Source organism: Streptomyces sp. CG4 (genome assembly GCF_041080655.1).
In the GTDB taxonomy this organism is placed as follows: domain Bacteria; phylum Actinomycetota; class Actinomycetes; order Streptomycetales; family Streptomycetaceae; genus Streptomyces.
Genome location: NZ_CP163525.1, coordinates 289,862 through 306,664 on the forward strand (window position 1 = coordinate 289,862; position 16,803 = coordinate 306,664).

The window sequence follows — 16,803 nt, forward strand, 5'->3', positions numbered from 1 at the left end:
GGATTCCGCTCCGATCGGCTCATCTCAACTCTCCTGTCTTGTATGTGAGGGGTTCCGGTGTGCTGTCAGTGGACGGCGGCGTGCCGGAACCGGTTGCGGTACTCGGTGGGGGTCGTGTCGAGGCGCCGGCGGAAGACCCGGATCAGGGTGTCGATGGTCTTGAACCCACAGAGGACCGCGATGCGGTCGAGCGTGTCGTCCGTGGTCTCCAGTCGGCTGCGGGCTGCTTCCAGGCGTACGGATTCGACGTAGACGCCGGGTGTGGTGCCCAGTTCGTCGCGGAAGAGCCGGTTGAGGTGGCGTTCGCCGATGCTCGCGTGCAGGGCGAGGTCGGCGACGGTCAGCGGGCGGGTGAGGTTCTGGCTGATGTGGACGCGCAGTTGGTCCATACGGCGGGAGGTGGGCCCGGTTTCCAGCGGCACACTGAACTGGCTCTGACCGCTGGGGCGTTTGAGGTACATCACGAGCTGGCGGGCGACGCGCAGGGCGGCCGGTTCACCGAAGTCCTCGGCGACCAGGGCCAGGGACAGGTCGAGGCAGGCGGTGAGGCCCGCGCCGGTCCACACGGTGCCCTGCCTGATGAAGATGGGGTCGGGGTCGACCTCGACGGCCGGGTGGTCGGCGGCGAGCTGCCGCGCGGTCGACCAGTGCGTGGTCGCCCGCTTGCCGTCCAGCAGTCCGGCCGCGGCGAGCAGATGTGCGCCGACGCACACGGAGGCGATCCGCCGTGACTGGCCCGCGAGTTCCCTGACACGGGCGACCACGGCGGGGTCGACCACGGCACGGACCTGGCGGCGGTGGTCGACTTCGACGGAGCCGGGCACGAGGAGTGTGTCGATGCGGTGCCGGGCCGCGTCCTCGAAGGTCATGTCGGGGACGACACGGACCCCGGCACAGGTGGTCACGGGGTGCAGGGTCTCGGCGGCCAGGGTGACGTGATAGCCCGGGTCGCCGTCCATCTCGCGGCGCAGGAGCGCGAACACCTCCGGTGGGCCGGTGATGTCGAGCAGGTCGACGCCCTCGAACAGCACGATGACGACGTGTCTTCGGATGTGGCTCATTCGGTTCCCCCCAAATGTCCGGGCGGCATGTCATTTTCTGCAAGTTTTATGACATTGCCGCCCACTGAGCCGGATCGTACCGTCATCTCGGCCGCCACAGATGGCCGAAAACTTCCGATGTACTTTACGAGAAAGGGCAGTTGTGCCTTCGAAAACCCTGCGTGACCTCAGCTCCCTCGACCAGACCCCGGCCGAGCTCGGGCAGTCGACGCTGATCCTGATCGACATCCAGAACACCTACACCCAGGGCGTCATGGAGCTGGAGGGCTGGGAGACGGCTCTCGACCGCGCGGCGGAGCTGCTGGAGGCGGCCCGCGCGGCCGGTGCCCGGGTCATCCATGTCCAGCACGACGGCGGCGAGGGCAGCCCGTACGACCTGAAAGCCGAGGTCGGGCAGATCCACAAGAAGGTCGCGCCCGTCGAGGGTGAGCCGGTCGTCACCAAGCAGGCCCCGAACGCGTTCCACGGCACCGACCTCGGCCAGCTGGTGGACGAGGCCGGGAACACCGACGTGGTGCTGGCCGGCTTCATGACGCACATGTGCGTCGCGTTCACCGCCCAGGGTGCGTTCCTGCGCGGGAACCGGCCCACGGTGGTGGCCGACGCGACCGCCACGCGGTCGCTGACGACGGACGTGGCCGAGGTGTCCGCGGAGCAACTGCACCACAGCGCTCTCGCGACGATCGCCGACCTGTACGGCGTGGTCGTGCCGTCCGCCGCGGCCCTGAGCTGACGCCGGACCAGAGCAGAACTCCGCTGCGAAGAAGTGCGCTTGCCCCCGGCCGGAGGTCCACAGCCTCTCGGCGGGGCGGGCGTCGTGCACCACGCGCGTATATGGGGATATCGCGCGCCATTTTCCGAGGGGGATGACCGAAAGTGCCCACCCGTAGAACCGTTCTCGCCGCCACCGCCGCCACCGCCGCTCTCACCAGCCTCGCCGCGACCGGCACCGCACACGCGGACACCGACACCGGCACCACCGACGCCGCCCGGAAGAAGGCCGCCCGCGACAACATGCGTGCCGTCGACACCGGCATGCGCTCCAGCTACGACAGCCTGCGGGCCAACCTGACCCAGCACCTCGGCCCCGTCATCATCGTCAGCAACGACATGGTCGGCGGCACCTACTACCTCGTGGACAGCGGCAGGGTGATCGAGACGATCAAGCCCGTCGACGAGGTGTTCGAGCTGGCCAAGTCCATAGCCCACACGCCGCTGGGCATCTACTCCATCTGCGCCCCGCACCTGGACCCGAAGAACGTCCTGCCGGCCCAGGCGAAGTACATCGACCCGCACGACCTCGCGATGGTCGCCTTCACCGGCCCGAAGGACACGAGCTGGACGACTCCGCTCCAGGCGTTCTCCGACACCCTCGACACCGCCCGCCGCACGCTGGAGGAAGCCGCCCTCCCGGACGACCTCCACGACTCGTGCGCGTTCATCCTGGACCACGCGCACGACTACATCGCCGACACGATCCGCAGGCGCGAGTTCGACATGAAGTCCTTCGAGGACTTCTCCGGCGCGGTGTACCCGAGCATCCGCACGAACATGTACTGGTCGTCCAAGGTGCAGATCCAGGGCGTCTCCGACCTGCTGACGCGCTGGCGCAAGCAGGTCGGTGACGACGCCTGGTCCGGCCTGTACGTGGTGGTGCTGTCCCTGTGGACCACGTATGAGCTGAACCAGAACAGCATCATCATCAAGAACTTCATGAACCAGTCCAAGGTCGATTCGCATCTGATCGACCTGATGACCGCGCAGATCCCGGCCGACCCGGTCGCCGTCTCCCTGGACAATCTGGCGCGCATCGTGCAGGACAACATCGCCGCCGAGATGGTCTTCTCCACCGACCAGACCACGGCCGACGCCCTCAAGGGCAGGCAGGATCTGCTCTCCACCGAGATCCTCCAGCTTCTCGGCGGCGGCACCGGGGCGAACGCGGCCTCCGCGATCACCAAGGGCCAGGCCAACCAGCTGGTGTGCCCCTTCCACAACCGGTCGGCATCCACCCCGGCCCTCGCCTGAGCACACACCGGCCGAACACCCCGAACCCCGAAGGCTTCCCCCAACCCGCAGACACCGTCTCGCGTCCCGGGGAGGCCTTCGGGCATTTCCAAGGGAAACAGTGAAAACCTCACCCTTCATTCATCGCGCGGCCAGGCTGTGGGCCCTCGCCGGCCTGGTACTCCTCGCAGTGAACCTGCGAGCGGCCATCACCGGTGTCTCACCCCTGCTCGGCCGGCTCCAGCACGCCTTCCACCTCACCGGGACACAGCTCAGCATCCTGGCCACGCTGCCCGTGCTGTGTCTCGGCGTCTTCGCCTCCCTCGCCGCACCGGTCGCTCGCCTCATCGGCACCGAGACGACCGTCGCCGCGGCCCTCGCCCTCCTCACCGCCGGCATCCTGCTGCGGGCCCTGTCCTCCCCCTTACTCCTGTTCACCGGCACTGTCCTGGCCGGCGCCGGGATCGCCCTCGGCAACGTCATCCTGCCCGCCGTCATCAAGCGCCACTTCGCCGACCGCATCGGCTCCCTCACCGGCGTGGCGATGATGCTGATGGCAGCCAGCGGAGCCCTCGCCGCCGCGCTCGCCATCCCGCTGGCCGACACCGCCGGCCGGCGCGCCGCGCTCGCCGCCTGGGCACTGCCCTCCCTGCTCGCCGCCCTCGCCTGGGGGCCCCTCGCCGTACGCGGGCACCGACGGCGTACGCACCAGCGGCCACAGCGAACCGACACCGCGCAGAGCCTTCTGCGCTCCCCCCTCGCCTGGGCGATCTCCGCCTTCCTGGGCCTCGTCTCTCTGCTGTTCTACGCGCTCATGGCATGGCTTCCGGAGATCATGCATGCCGACGGCTACGCCCCCGCCGAGGCCGGAATGATGGTGTCGGTCGTGCAGATCATCAGCATCCCCCTCGGCTTCGCCGTCCCCGTACTCGCCGCCCGCCTGGCCAGCCAGCGCCCGCTGATCGCGGCCGTCGCCGCGACGAAGGCAGCCGCGCTGCTCGGGCTGCTCCTCGCACCGCACATGGGCTGGGTGTGGATCTGCGCCCTCGGCGTCGCCACCGGCAGCGCCTTCCCTCTCGCCTTCGCCCTGCTCGGCCTGCGTTCACCCACCCCGCAGGTCGCGGCCCGGCTGTCCGGCATGGCACAGACGGGTGGCTACCTCATCGCCGGAGCCGGGCCGCTGGTCATCGGCCTCCTCCACGCCTTCACCGGCACCTGGAGGCTGCCGCTCCTGCTGCTGCTCGCCCTGCTCGTCCCCGAGACGTTCTTCGGGCTCCTGGCCGGCCGCCCCGCCTTCGTCCACCCCGTGGAGCGGTTTACCTCAGAGGTAATAGCCGTGCGCTGACGTTCGCGGCTACGTTCACCCCGTCGTCCCGCACGGGGACGCAGACGAGCCGGAAAAGGAACCCGACGTGTCCGCCTATGGCTTCGCGCATCTGCGCAACCGTCGCCATCACCCCGACATCCTGGAGTACTTGGAGCGCATCCAGGCCACCCTCGCCCCCTTCCACGGACGCTTTGTCATCCACGGTCCGCCGGCCGAGGTGGTGGAAGGCACCTGGCCCGGCAGCATGGTCCTGATCGAGTTCCCTGACCTGACCGAGGCCCGTGCCTGGTACGTGTCCGCCGCGTACCAGGAGATCCTGAGACTCCGGACCGACCACATCGAGGGGGACGTGGTGCTGGTCGAGGGCGTCGGACCGGAGTACGACCCGCGCGAACGGGCAGCGAAGCTGAGGGCGGCGGGGGCGGGACCGCGGGGTGACGGCACCGCGGCATGACATGGCTCCTCGGCATGGACTACGGCCGCTCGCCGGGCCGTTGCTCCCCTGTGCGACCGCCTCCGGGTGCCTTGTCGTCACGCAGCAGCCCTTCGAGTGCCGTGAGCACGTGCCCGCAGATCTCGTCCGGTTCCGCGCTCGCCAGCGGTTCCTGGCCGACCACGACCCGCATCAGGCCGATGCCGAGCAACCAGGCCATGGCGAGCTGGGCGCGCAGCTTGCTGTCGTCGGCCGAGGAGAGGGCGGCGAGCGCGGCGGCGTACTCCTCCCCCAGCGCACGGACGGTGTCCGGAGCGGCGTCGGCGCTGCCGATGGAGCGGAGGTAGACGGCCAGCATCCGGTCCGAGTCGGGTTCGCCGCCTTCCTCGAGGACACCGCGCAGCGCCGTCTCGAACAGCCGGTCCGGCGGCGTGTTGCTCAGCTGCTCCTTGCCTCCCTGCGCCATGACCTCGGTGAGCAGGGCCTTCTTGGAGCCGAAATAGCGGAATATGAGGGCCTGGTTCACACCGGCGCGTCCGGCGATGTCGCGGACGGTGGCCGCCTCGTATCCGCGCTCGGCGAAGACCGCGCCGGCCGCGTCGAGGATGCGCGTGCGGGTCCCCTGGGCATCACGCGGGCGCTGCGGGGAGCCCTCGGTCGCGGGCACGCTGCCCGGCTCTTCGTGCGCGGACACGCTGCCGGGCCCCGCGCTCACGGACGCACCGTCCGGCCCCGCGTACGCAGGCGCGCCCCCGGGCCGGCCCTGATGCCGCGTGTGCTCGCTGGTGTCCACCCTCTGCTCCTTCTGTCGCCATGAACCCCCTCGCGCCTGCCGAGGAGCCGTCAGAGTAACGACCGATTAGCGTCGTTGACCGCTCGGTGACCGCCTCCTAGCGTTGTAAGCGTCTGCTTACACAAGGGAGACGGCAGTGACGGCACCGGACCACACCCACACCCCCCTCGCATATCCCTTCAACTCCAGCCAGGACCTCGCTCTGTCCGAGGCCTACGAACAAGCCCGTGACACCCCGGGACTGCTGCGCGTCAAGCTCCCGTACGGCGAGCCGGCCTGGCTCGCCACCCGGTACGCGGACGCCCGGCTGGTCCTCGGCGACCAGCGCTTCAGCCGGGCCCTGGGCCTCGAGCACGACGAGCCGCGCAGCTCTGCGGGCCAACGGGACGGCGGCATCCTCAGCATGGATCCGCCCGACCACACCCGGCTGCGCTCGCTGGTCGCCAAGGCCTTCACCGTCCGCCAGGTCGAGAAACTCCGCCCGCAGATCAAGGAGTTGACGGCCGCTCTGCTGGAGGAGATGGAGGCGGCGGGGCCGCCGGTCGACCTGGTCGACCGCTACGCCCTGCCCATCCCGGTCGCGGTGATCTGCAGACTCCTCGGGGTACCGGAGGAGGATCGTCCGCTGTTCCGCGTCTGGAGCGACGCCGCGCTGTCGACCAGCTCGCTGACCGCCGAGGAGTTCGACCGCAATCGCGAAGAGCTGCGCGCGTACATGGCCCGGCTGATCGACGCACACCGTGAGCAGCCCCGGGACGATCTGATGACGGCGCTGATCGAGGCGCGCGATCACGACGACCGGCTGTCCGAACTGGAACTGGTCGACCTGTGCGTCGGCATCCTCGTCGCCGGCCACGAGACCACCGCCACCCAGATCCCCAATTTCGTGCTCACGCTGCTCGACCATCCACAGGCGCTCGACCGCCTGCGCGCCGAGCCCCTGCTCATCACGGGCGCGATCGAGGAACTGCTGCGCTTCGTGCCCCTGGGCAGCGGGGCCGGCCAGCCCCGCTACGCCAAGGAGGACATCGAGGTGGGCGGCACGCTGGTGCGGGCCGGGGAGCCAGTGCTGGTCGCCATCGGCGCGGCCAACCGTGACGCGCTGCGCTTCACCGAGGCGGGCGCACTCGACATCTCCCGGAGTGGCAACGCCCATCTGGGTTTCGGCCACGGCGTCCACCACTGCCTCGGCGCTCCCCTGGCCCGCCTCGAACTCCAGGAGGCCATCGGCGCCCTGGTGGCCCGCTTCCCCCGGCTGCACCTCGCCGGCGACATCACCTGGAAGACCGAGATGCTGGTGCGCGGCCCGCGCGTCATGCCAGTGGCCTGGTGAGGTGGCCCATGAGCTGGCAACTGCACATCGCCTCCGACCGCTGTATCGGCTCCGGTATGTGCGCCGGGGCCGCACCGGACCTGTTCGCGCTCGACGACGATCACGCGCGCCCCGTGAACGAACACATCGCGGAGAACGACGACCGGGCGCTGGAGGCCGCCGACATCTGCCCGATGCTGGCCATCACGGTCCGGGACGCGGACGGAACGGAGATCGGGCCCCGCGAGTGAACCTGCTGCGTACCCGGTTACGGCTGCAGGGCGAGAAGCCGAGCCGGCGGTCCTTCGTGTGGAGGGACCTGCCCTGGCCGCGCGGCCAGACCTCGAAGGCGTCCTCGCTCTGCCCGGGGTCGGTGCCGCCCGGCTTCCCTGTCGTGCGGGCCAGTGCACGGATCGCGGCGATCCACTGGGGCGTGTCCGATGGGTCCCGTGACGGGTCCGGCGGTGGACCGTTGGTGAGAACGAGGAGAGAGAACAAGTTCAGCGTGTGAGCACGACCCCAACCGCGACGCCGAGCCAGAGCATGGCTCCGAAGAACAGGCCGACGATCGGATATAGGCGGTACTTCCGGGTGAATACCCTTGCTTTTTCCGGCCTTTCGGGCACATAGACGACCGGCACATGGGTGCCGAGGGCCAGCCCCGTCCCCGTCGCGACGGGCCGGAACCTGACGGGCCGCCCCTGCCGGTCGGTGAACTCGATGACGGGCTTCGAATAATCGTCCCCCGGCTCATGCTCCTGGTCCACCACCACCCCCTCGGCGTGCACCCCGTAGCGGCTCAGCCGCATCTGCAGCCGTGCCTCCCGCGCACCGGCCCACAGCGTCACCAGGCCCACCAATACGGCCAGCCCGATACCGATCGTTTCACCCGTCATCCGTCCCCTGCTCTCCCTCGCACAGCGCCCGCCCGGCACCGGCCGCGCATCAGGAGGACGCGGCACGCAGCCCGATGGTTCACGAAGGACACCCCCTAGGCCGTCGGCCTGCCGTGGTCCGGTGGCGTCGTGCCCGGCAGGGCGTACTCGTCGCGGCGGCCGCACATCCCGAAACCGCCGAGGCGGCTCGGCTCGCTCTGGCAGGCGGTCGCGTCGGCGAGGTAGGCCGGCTCGCCGGACTCCAGGGCGTCGAGCTGAGCGCCGGTGCGTTCGGCGGTGGCGAGGGCGCCGGCTCGCCACAGCTCGCGCCAGGCGGGCACCCGGGCCCGGACCAGGCGAGCGGCGGCCTGCTGGAAGGCGCGGTACGGACCGCTGTCCCCGGCGATCAGGGCCTCGCGCAGGGCGAGATAGCCCTCGACGGCCAGGTCCCGGCGAAGCCGCGCGGCGGCCTCGGCGTCGGAGCCGGTCCCCGGCGGCAGGGTGGCGGCGGCCGCGTACCGCTCGGGGTCGGCGAGCACCTCGGGCGGGAACGTGAATACGGCGTCCCCGGCCTCGGGAAGGCCGCTGTTCTGCATGAGCACCGTGATCCGCAGATCACCGCCCTGCACCATACGGTGCGCGGTGCCCGGCGTGAACCAGGCGAGGGATCCGGCCCGCAGCGGGATGTCCCGGTAACCGTCGGGGCTCAGGGTCTGCACCGCGCCCCGGCCGCCGGTGACGACGTACGCCTCGGTGCACACCAGGTGCAGATGCGGGCTCCCGCCGCAGACTCCGTCGGCGGCCTCCCATGCGTAGGCGCTCAGGTGGGACAGACCCACGGCGCCGGGCAACGGATGGGACTGTGCGGGCTTGGCCTCACTCACCACGACAGACCCTCCAGATGGCGGCTGACCCGGTCGCGGTCCCAGGCGCCGTCGGCGATCACGACCCGGTAGCGGTAGCCGAAGCTCTCCCCCGGCGGCAGGGCGAACTCCTCGAAGAAGGCCCACGAGAACGCGACCGTGGGGATGGGCTCGGAGCGCACGAACCAGTGCGAGGGGTGGATCGCGGACGACTCGTCCAGGTTCTCCGGGGCGTGCGCGAAGACGAGCGTGGAGTGGGCGTCGGTCGCGTCGTGTTCGGTGGTGAAGGCGAGCCACGGCCCTTGTCGACCCATCACCTTCTCGGCTCCGACGTCCGGTTCGGAGTCCGGCGTGAACACCGTGCCGCCGGTGAAGTCGCGCGGGCCGCGCCACTGCAGCCCGGTGTAGCCGGCCATCTCGCGGCCCGCGGTGGTGGGCGAGCCGAACAGCAGGGGCCGGTCATGGGTGTTGGTGAGGCGGATGGACCAGTCCAGGGTCCAGGCGCCGGCCTCCTCGTCCACCGTGTGCACGGCCAGCCCGCGCACTTCCCGGGCCCATTCCCGCCCGCCGCTCTCGACCCAGGTCAACTCCTCCGTGAGGTCCAGGCGTTCAGGGGTGACGGTGAGGTCGGTGAAGCCGTCGTGGCGCATCGAGCCGACCCGGTCGGGCAGGCGGAGGTAACCCTCGCCGTGCACATAGCAGTTGCCGCCCCAGAAGTTCTGCCCGGACAGATGACTCGCCGTCATCTGCAGGCCCTTGTGCCACCGGTGGTCGCTGGGCCGGTAGCCGGTCACCGTGCTCCCGGCGAGGGTGCGCACGGGGTGGGCGTAGGGCTTGCGGGCCTCGAAGGCGTCCGGGTCGGGGCGGTAGACGTAGCGGAGGATCTCGGTACCGTTCGGCACCTCGACGGCGAGGTGCTCGCCGTGGACGTGACTGACCCGGATGTTCACGCGCGCTCCTTCGGGGCCCAGGCGGGGTGGCCGCCGTGCATGGCCGCGTAGTAGGGGTCGCCGGGGCCGATCTCGCCCGCCCGCACCGGTTGCCCGGTGAACGCCGCCTTGTACAGGGCGGCGGCGAACTCCAGGGTGGCGCGTGCGTCGGGTCCGCTGCCCGGGGGCCGCTCGCCGCGGTCGAACGCGTCGAGGAGGGCGCCGAGTTGGGCGATGTGCGAGCTGGGCACGTCGTCGGCGGGGGTGCGCCAGGCCTCGGCCCGCTCAGGGTCGACGTGCGGTGCGGGGGTGTAGACCCAGTCGTCGTTTCCGTGCCCGTACAGATGGGTCAGTTCCAGCGTGGCGTCGGCGCAGTCGACGCGGATGCGGCTGACCTCCTGCGGGGACAGGACGCTGTTGACGACGGTGGCGAGCGCGCCGCCGCGGAAGCGGACCAGGGCGGTGGAGACGTCCTCGCTCTCCACGCCATGGAGCAGCCGGGCCGCCATGGCCCGCACCTCCTCCCACTCCCCCAGCAGGTGCAGCAGCAGGTCGTACTGGTGGATGCCGTGACCCATCGTCGGCCCGCCGCCCTCGGTCGCCCAGCGGCCGCGCCACGGTACGGCGTAGTAGCCGGCGTCCCGGTGCCAGGTGGTCTGGCAGTGCGCCACGAACGGGGCGCCCAGTTCGCCGCGCGTGATCAGGTCCCGGGCGTGTACGGCGCCGGAGCCGTAGCGGTGCTGGAAGACCACCGAGGCGTAGGCGCCGGACGCCTCCTCGGCGGCGGCGATGTCGTCGTACTCGGCGAGCGACAGACACAGCGGCTTCTCGCACAGCACCCAGGCACCCGCCTTGAGAGCGGCCACGGTCTGCTCACGGTGCACCGCGGGCGGAGTGCCGATGAGCACCAGATCGGGGCGTACGGCGTCGAGCATGGCCTCGGTCGAGCTGAACCCGACGACCTGCGCACCCGCAACGGACCGGAATTCGTCCAGTCGGCCCTCGTCCACATCGACGGCGGCGACGAGTTCGACGCGCTCGGCATGGGCTCTGAGCGCGGGGAGATGGCTGCCGGTGACGATGGCGCCGGTGCCGATGACGGCGACACGACGGCGGGGCGGGGGCAGGGACATACGGCGCTCCTGAGGGCTCGGCAGACGGAGTGCAAACGCCAGTGCACATACATACAGAAAGCGCTTGCTTCGTACGAGGCGACCCTAGGGGCGCAGGGATTGTCAGGACAACCCCCGTGCGGGGGGATTCGCTGGTGCGAGGGAGTTCTTGATCTTGGCGGGTGTGGTGGTCGGTCAGCTCACCGCGGGCTGGCAGCCGGGAGTGCGCTGACGCGGTTCTCGTACTCGCGGCGGGCCTTGCGCCGGGCCGGGAGCGCCGCGGTGCCGTCGAGGACCTGGCAGAGATCGAGGAGTCGCCGGTGGACCGCGAGGACGGCGGTGACGCGCAGGGCGCAGCCCTGGCCGCGTCGCACGGTGACGCCCTGGTCGAGTGTGGCGCGCTCGGCGGGCTCCAGTTCGGCGGCGCGGAGGAAGTCGGCGACCTTGCCCAGCATGTCGGGGGGACCTCCAGTTCCGGGGCCGGGGCGCCGGGATCGACGGCCGTGTACTCGGGCAGGAGGTCCGCGACGGCGCTACGGATGACGCCGCGGCTTACGTCATGGTCGCGGGCGAGGGCGGCGACGGAGCGGCCTTCCAGGTACGCGGTGCGCACGTCGTCGGCCTTCGTGGCTGGGACGGCGGGGCGGCGCCCGCCCTTGTTGCCGTTCGCCTCGGCGGCCCGCAGCCTGTCGTAGGTCAGTTCATGCTGGAGGTCACGCTGGAGTTCGCCGGCGGCGAGGGTCTGCACCATGAATTTCACGGTGAACAGCAGCTCGCCGGTACGCGGGTGGCGGGCGGTGAGGTCCATCGCGGAGAACGCGCCATCGTGGATGCGCAGGGCGAGGCGGTCGCGGTGCAGGACGTCGAACACATCGAGGGTGTGCCCGGTGCCGCGCACCAGGCGGAACATCTCGGAGATGTGCACAGCGTCGCCCGGCCGCGCGTACGCGAGCAACTCGCCGAACTTCGGCCGCTCCAGCGGGTGAAGGCGGCTGGAGGTCCCGGCCTGCTCCTCGAAGACAACCGGGGCCTCGATCCCGGCCGCGTCCAGCACCAGGTTCTGGCGGTCGGTCGACTGCTGGTCGGTCGGCACCCGCTTGTAGACCAGGTTGGCCATGCCGCTCCCCGTTGTGGTGGTCGCATTCGGCCCTGGCTGTCAGCAAACCCTGTCATCAGCCATCGTCGGATCTGATGGAATCGGCGCCGCCGCCGGGCGTCGCGGCGGCGAACGGGGTAAGAGTTCACCGATCCGTTTTTCCCGAGCGCGGGAAAACATCGCCGGTATCCAAGGGCGGCTCGCCTATAAGGCAGGCGGACATCGGGAGCACAATTGGCGATATACGGAACGGCGGAATGCGTGATACGCCATACGTTCAGCCGTCATGAATTCAGTCACAGGGGCATAGCTTCACCAAGCAAGTCAAGACTTACCTTTAGGGAACTTTGACCGTATGGTGTGGCTCGAATCGAAGGAGCCCTCTGTTGTCAAAAATGAATGATCCCGCTGTGCGTGCGGTTGACTCGGAACAGGATTATGTGTCCTCCTTGTATGAGTTGCTCACCGAGCGGCTTTCCGAGGCGCGAGTACACCGAGCGAGTGTGCTGAAGGCCCCGGCGGACAGCCCCGGTGAGGCATACGAGAGAGAAAACGCCGCCGAGCGTCTGGCCAAGGAAATCGGCCGGCTGGAGGGCGCCGAAAAGGGGCTGGTCTTCGGGCGCATCGACTGGACGGATGGCACGGCCCTGCGCATCGGGCGGATCGGACTGCACACGGAGGAGGATGACCTGCCTCTGCTCGTGGACTGGCGCGCGAACGCGGCGCGGCCCTTCTACGAGGCGACACCGGTCCACCCGATGGGCCTGCGGCGGCGCCGGCACCTGCGCCTCGAAGAGCGCACGGTCATCTCGGTGAGCGACGAACTGCTGGACGGGACCGCCCCGACCGACGAGGACGTCGTGGGGGACGGCCCGTTGACCGAGGCTCTGTCGGCACGGCGTACGGGCAGGATGCATGCGGCCGTCGCGACGCTGCAGGTTGAGCAGGACGAGATCGTCCGCTCCGCCCACCGCGGGGTGACCGTGGTGCAGGGCGGGCCCGGCACCGGCAAGACGGTGGTCGCCCTGCACCGGGCGGCCTATGTCCTGTACGCGTTCCCGCGTGCCGCGGAGGAGGGTGTCCTGGTGGTGGGCCCGAACGCCCGGTTCCTCGACTACATCTCCCAGGTCCTTCCCTCGCTCGGGGAGAACGACGTCGTTCTGGCGACCTGCCGGGAACTGGCCGGAGTGTCCACGGACACGGTGGACCCGTTCGATACGGCGCGGCTCAAGGGCAGCTCCGACCTCGCCGACGCCTTGGCCGGCCTGCTCCGCGTCCACCAAGCCCCCGCCGGTGACTTCACCGTGCGGGTCGGACAGGAACTGGTTCACCTGTCCGACGAGGAAGTCGCCACGGCACGCGACGCCGCCGTGGGAGCCGCACCGGGGCACAACCCCGCGCGCCAGGTGTTCAAAGAGCTCCTGGTCGACGCCGTCACCGACGCGATGCAACGAGACATGGGCGACCTCCTGGAGCAGATCGACGCCGATGCCGAAAGGATGACGGGCCTGAACCTCGACCGGTTCACGGGAGTCGCCCAGCGCCGTGCCGAAGGTGCGGCCGACTCGGGTCCGGTCCACGAGCTGGACCTGGACGCCATCCGGGCCGATCTCCTCGACGACGCCGGCGTCGACCGAGCGGTCGAGGTGTTGTGGCCGCGGCTGGTGCCCGGTGCCCTCGTGAAGGCGCTCCTGACGAACGCCGGCGCTCTCGCCGAGCGCCTGCCCCGCCTGACCACGCAGGAGCGGTCCCTTCTGCTGCGCGGTCCGGACGCCCCGTGGACCGACGCCGATGTGCCGTTGCTGGACGAGGCGGCGAGCCTGGTCGACGGCCCTCCCGAGCGGACGTACGGGCACGTCGTCGTCGACGAGGCACAGGAACTGACCGCCATGCAGTGGCGGATGATCGTCCGCCGCTGCCCGGCAAGGTCGATGACGCTGGTGGGTGACTTCGCCCAGGCAGGCCCGGTCGCGACAGCACGCGACTGGAAGGAAGCACTGAGCCCCCACGTGGGACCGCGGTTCACACTGCACGACCTGACCGTCAGCTACCGCACCACGCAGGAGATCCTGGAGAGCGTCCGGGACCTGCTCACACGGATCGCTCCGGACCAGAAGCCCACACGGTCACTGCGAAGCGGTGAGAGCCCTCGCACCGTGACCACACCTCCGGACGGGTTGGTCACCGCCGTCGTTCAGGAACTCCGCGCCCAGAGCACCGCGCACCCGGGCGAGCTTCTGGGAGTGATCTGCGCGGACAGCAGGGTGAGCGAGCTGACGGCCCAGGGCATTGCTCACCACGCACGCATCGTGCCGGCGTCCGAAGCACGCGGCCTGGAATTCGACGGGGTCGTCGTCATCAACCCCGAGGAAATCATCACGGCCCGGCCCGGTGGGGAAAGGGACTTGTACGTAGCCCTGACCCGGGCCACCAAGCGCCTCTGCACCATCACCGCCCACCCCGCCTGACGACTCGGCGCCCGCGTCGTCGCCGCGGGCGCACCCGGCGCGGTACAGACACCGGCCCGCGCGCACGGGGCTGCTCGCCGCCTCACCGCCCTTGGCCGCACCCGGCCCGTGAACGCCTTGGCGTACGGCCCGATCTACTGCGCCCGAAGCGGGGACTGCCTGCGGAGACGACGGTACGGCGGCTGCTGGGCCGCATCGATGGGGACGCGCTGGACCAGGCGGGGGGCCGCCGGCCGGCCAACAGGTGCGCCGGCACCGGCGGCCGGACGCACGCAGTGGCGGTCGACGGCAAAAGCCTGCGCGCAGCGGCCAGGGGCAAGGGTCGAAAGATCCGCCTGCTCGCCGCCTGCGAGCCCGGCCGCCGCCTGGTCCTGGCCCAGCTGGCGGCCGTCCCACAAGGCGACGAGCCACGCCGTCTCAGTCGCCGGGCGGCGGCCCGCAGCGTCATGCGACGGGCCGCCCCGCCACGGCGCGGGACATATCGAGCAGTCAGCCGCTCCCGGCGAGGCGACCGCCTCGGAAGAGTCGGGGTCAGACCTCCTCGACATCCGTGAAGAGGAGCCGCACACCGCCAGTCGCCAGCTCAAAAACCTTGGCGACAAATGCCGATGCCTCTTCGGTCGCCACGGCCCTGCTGGCCGCGTCGTAGTCGGTGAAGTACATGTCGAGTACGCGATATGCCGGCGTCTCGCTGCCGTCCTCCTTCGGCCAGACCTTCGCGCTCTCGATCTTATAGACTCCGGGGATCTTCTTCGCCAGCGCGATCTGCTCGTGGTGACCGGCCTCGAAGGCCTCGGGGGACTTCGGGTTCTCGTAGATCGCGGTGATCTTCGTCGGCATTTTTCTCTCCTCGTGTTCTGCTAGTGGGATTTCCACTTCGCATTGTTGGGAATTGATTTGTCCGGTACTCGGACCTGGATGATGGAGGGGCTGTCCGCGTTCTTCAGAGCGCCCGTCAAGGCATCCCCCAGCTCGCCATACGTGCCGACTTCCCACCCCCGGCAGCCGAAGACCTCGGACAGCAGGCTGTAATTCCACCGGTGTAGGACGCACGGTTTGTAGAAGGACTTGTCGGCATGGAAGACCGATGCATCGGCGAGCCACTGCTCCACGGCGTAGACGCCGTTGTCGATGACGAAGATGATCGGGTTGAGCTTAAAACGCGTCTGCGTCGAGAGGCACTGCGCGGTCATTTGGAAGCCGCCGTCGCCCGTGAAGACCATTGCCCTCTGGTCGGGCTTCTTAGCCAGGCAGATACCCGTCGCAGCCGCCGCGCTGTAGCCTATCGATGAGTAGGACGACTGAACGACAAATCCGCCCGGCCCCGGCACATCGAGCAGCAGACTCCCGAAGTAGTTCATGCTCGCGTCGGCGCTGACGATGGTTTTCCTGTCGATGTACTGCTGGATGAAGTTGTAGAAACCCTGGTACGTGATCACGTCGGACGCGCCCACGGTCGGCGCGCTCCGCTCCGGCTTCTCCGGCAGCCTCCGCGTTTTGGGCGCCACTTTTGCTGCCAGTATGCCGTCGATCAGGTGCTCCAACGCGACCTGTCCGCCGAAGAAGGTTCCGAGCTTGACCGCGTCGAACGACGCAAATGCGGTCTTGTCGTAGTCCGGGTCCCAGCCCAGCGAGTTGATGTCGGTCAGCCACACGCCGAGGGCCAGTACGAAATCGGCTGTCGCGGCCAGCTCCGTAACGGCTGTCGATGACGCCTGACCGTCGAGCACGCCGACAAACTGCGCATCATCTTCGGAAAGGACGGCCTTGCTGAGGAGTTCCGTGACGAAGGGGACGTTCAGTTGCTGTATCAAGGTCATGGCCTTGTCCTGAAGGCCGAACCGGTCGATCTCCACACCCAACCAGATGAGCGGGTTCTCGGCGCTTTCCAGCTTTGCGCAGATCTGTGCGATCGACTGTTCCAGGCTGGTCTCGTCCGACAAGATCCTGGCCGGCTTCAGAACACCCCTCGGCGGCTCGCACTCCAAGTCGACCATGTCCTGGAGAAGCTCAATGTAGATCGGGCGCCGTTCGGTTATGCACTGGGTCAGTGCATAATCGATCAGGGTCGGCGCAAGGTCCGGGTTGTCGACTCGTACGGTTGCGACCGTTATATGCTCGAATGACTGCATATCTGTTTCACGGCCGCTGATGAAGTGATGCGCACTGAAGCCGGTCTGCTCGAAGGTGATGGTCTTCTTGATGCTCGGTGTGCCGTTGATCAGCACGAGCGGCACCTTCTCGACATAAGCGCCAGCGACGGCGTTCACGGCACACAATGCGCCCGCGGAGTAGGTGACACAGAGGGCTCCGATACCCTTCAGTCTTGCGTATCCGTCCGCCGCGTAACCGGCATTCACCTCGTTGACTTCTTCGATGATTTGAATGCTGCTCGGCGTGACGTAGCGGTTCAGCCAGTCAATCGCGTAGTCGCCCGCGATGGAGAACAGATGCTCCAGTCCCAGTTGGCGAAGCCGGTCCACCAGGTACTGTCCCACGGTGCAGGTCTCGTTCACGGTCTGAATAC

16 protein-coding genes and 1 pseudogene are annotated in these 16,803 nt (G+C 69.2%); 7 read left to right on the top strand and 10 right to left on the bottom strand.

Annotated features, from left to right (window positions below; translation table 11 throughout):
* Positions 1–65 precede the first annotated feature (65 nt).
* Positions 66–1,061 (bottom strand): DJ-1/PfpI family protein, encoded by a 996-nt coding sequence (locus tag AB5L52_RS01515; protein WP_351571335.1) that lies wholly within the window; start codon positions 1,059–1,061, stop codon positions 66–68.
* A 142-nt stretch (positions 1,062–1,203) separates the two neighbouring features.
* Here AB5L52_RS01515 and AB5L52_RS01520 point away from each other — a divergent pair, with 142 nt between their 5' ends.
* The 4 genes from AB5L52_RS01520 to AB5L52_RS01535 all read left to right on the top strand — a co-directional run bounded on the left by AB5L52_RS01520 (position 1,204) and on the right by AB5L52_RS01535 (position 4,849).
* Positions 1,204–1,794 (top strand): cysteine hydrolase family protein, encoded by a 591-nt coding sequence (locus tag AB5L52_RS01520; RefSeq protein ID WP_351028672.1) that lies wholly within the window; start codon positions 1,204–1,206, stop codon positions 1,792–1,794.
* A gap of 143 nt (positions 1,795–1,937) precedes the next feature.
* Positions 1,938–3,089 carry a hypothetical protein gene (locus tag AB5L52_RS01525; protein WP_369362337.1) on the top strand — a complete coding sequence of 384 codons (1,152 nt, stop codon included), beginning with the start codon at positions 1,938–1,940 and terminating at the stop codon, positions 3,087–3,089.
* Between the two features lie 169 nt (positions 3,090–3,258).
* A complete protein-coding gene (locus AB5L52_RS01530; protein WP_351571326.1) occupies positions 3,259–4,413 on the top strand; it encodes an MFS transporter in 1,155 nt (384 codons plus the stop codon).
* 67 nt (positions 4,414–4,480) lie between these two features.
* A complete protein-coding gene (locus tag AB5L52_RS01535) occupies positions 4,481–4,849 on the top strand; it encodes a DUF1330 domain-containing protein (protein ID WP_351571323.1) in 369 nt (122 codons plus the stop codon).
* Between the two features lie 19 nt (positions 4,850–4,868).
* Here the strand turns inward: AB5L52_RS01535 and AB5L52_RS01540 are convergent, their stop codons facing one another.
* Complete coding sequence (locus AB5L52_RS01540) at positions 4,869–5,495, bottom strand: TetR family transcriptional regulator (RefSeq protein WP_351028760.1); 627 nt, start codon at positions 5,493–5,495, stop codon at positions 4,869–4,871.
* 262 nt (positions 5,496–5,757) lie between these two features.
* Between AB5L52_RS01540 and AB5L52_RS01545 the strand changes: the two genes are divergently transcribed.
* Together AB5L52_RS01545 and AB5L52_RS01550 are read left to right on the top strand one after the other, a co-directional pair.
* Complete coding sequence (locus AB5L52_RS01545) at positions 5,758–6,954, top strand: cytochrome P450 (protein WP_369362338.1); 1,197 nt, start codon at positions 5,758–5,760, stop codon at positions 6,952–6,954.
* 8 nt (positions 6,955–6,962) lie between these two features.
* On the top strand, positions 6,963–7,184 hold the full coding sequence (locus AB5L52_RS01550) for a ferredoxin (protein WP_369362339.1): 222 nt from the start codon (positions 6,963–6,965) through the stop codon (positions 7,182–7,184).
* 249 nt (positions 7,185–7,433) lie between these two features.
* Here AB5L52_RS01550 and AB5L52_RS01555 read toward each other — a convergent pair whose 3' ends face one another.
* The 6 genes and pseudogenes from AB5L52_RS01555 to AB5L52_RS01580 form a co-directional block, all read right to left on the bottom strand.
* On the bottom strand, positions 7,434–7,829 hold the full coding sequence (locus AB5L52_RS01555) for a DUF3592 domain-containing protein (protein WP_369362340.1): 396 nt from the start codon (positions 7,827–7,829) through the stop codon (positions 7,434–7,436).
* Positions 7,830–7,924: 95 nt separating this feature from the next.
* Positions 7,925–8,695, bottom strand: a complete 771-nt coding sequence (locus AB5L52_RS01560; RefSeq protein ID WP_351028685.1) for a cupin — start codon at positions 8,693–8,695, stop codon at positions 7,925–7,927.
* Positions 8,689–9,621, bottom strand: coding sequence for a PmoA family protein (locus AB5L52_RS01565; protein ID WP_369362341.1), 933 nt, complete (start codon positions 9,619–9,621; stop codon positions 8,689–8,691). The genes AB5L52_RS01560 and AB5L52_RS01565 overlap by 7 nt, the downstream gene beginning before the upstream one ends.
* Complete coding sequence (locus AB5L52_RS01570; RefSeq protein ID WP_369362342.1) at positions 9,618–10,733, bottom strand: Gfo/Idh/MocA family protein; 1,116 nt, start codon at positions 10,731–10,733, stop codon at positions 9,618–9,620. Before AB5L52_RS01570 ends, AB5L52_RS01565 begins: the two co-directional genes overlap by 4 nt.
* A gap of 179 nt (positions 10,734–10,912) precedes the next feature.
* Positions 10,913–11,167, bottom strand: a complete 255-nt coding sequence (locus AB5L52_RS01575; protein WP_369362343.1) for a hypothetical protein — start codon at positions 11,165–11,167, stop codon at positions 10,913–10,915.
* Positions 11,168–11,430: 263 nt separating this feature from the next.
* A pseudogene (locus AB5L52_RS01580) lies at positions 11,431–11,829 on the bottom strand (recombinase family protein); the annotation flags it as partial.
* A gap of 419 nt (positions 11,830–12,248) precedes the next feature.
* On the opposite strand from AB5L52_RS01580, the gene AB5L52_RS01585 reads away from it, so the two are divergent.
* Positions 12,249–14,276 (top strand): ATP-dependent DNA helicase, encoded by a 2,028-nt coding sequence (locus tag AB5L52_RS01585; RefSeq protein ID WP_369362344.1) that lies wholly within the window; start codon positions 12,249–12,251, stop codon positions 14,274–14,276.
* Positions 14,277–14,807: 531 nt separating this feature from the next.
* Here AB5L52_RS01585 and AB5L52_RS01590 read toward each other — a convergent pair.
* Together AB5L52_RS01590 and AB5L52_RS01595 are read right to left on the bottom strand one after the other, a co-directional pair.
* Positions 14,808–15,116 carry an EthD family reductase gene (locus tag AB5L52_RS01590; protein ID WP_351028695.1) on the bottom strand — a complete coding sequence of 103 codons (309 nt, stop codon included), beginning with the start codon at positions 15,114–15,116 and terminating at the stop codon, positions 14,808–14,810.
* A 20-nt stretch (positions 15,117–15,136) separates the two neighbouring features.
* A complete protein-coding gene (locus AB5L52_RS01595; protein ID WP_369362345.1) occupies positions 15,137–16,792 on the bottom strand; it encodes an alpha-keto acid decarboxylase family protein in 1,656 nt (551 codons plus the stop codon).
* Positions 16,793–16,803: the final 11 nt, after the last annotated feature.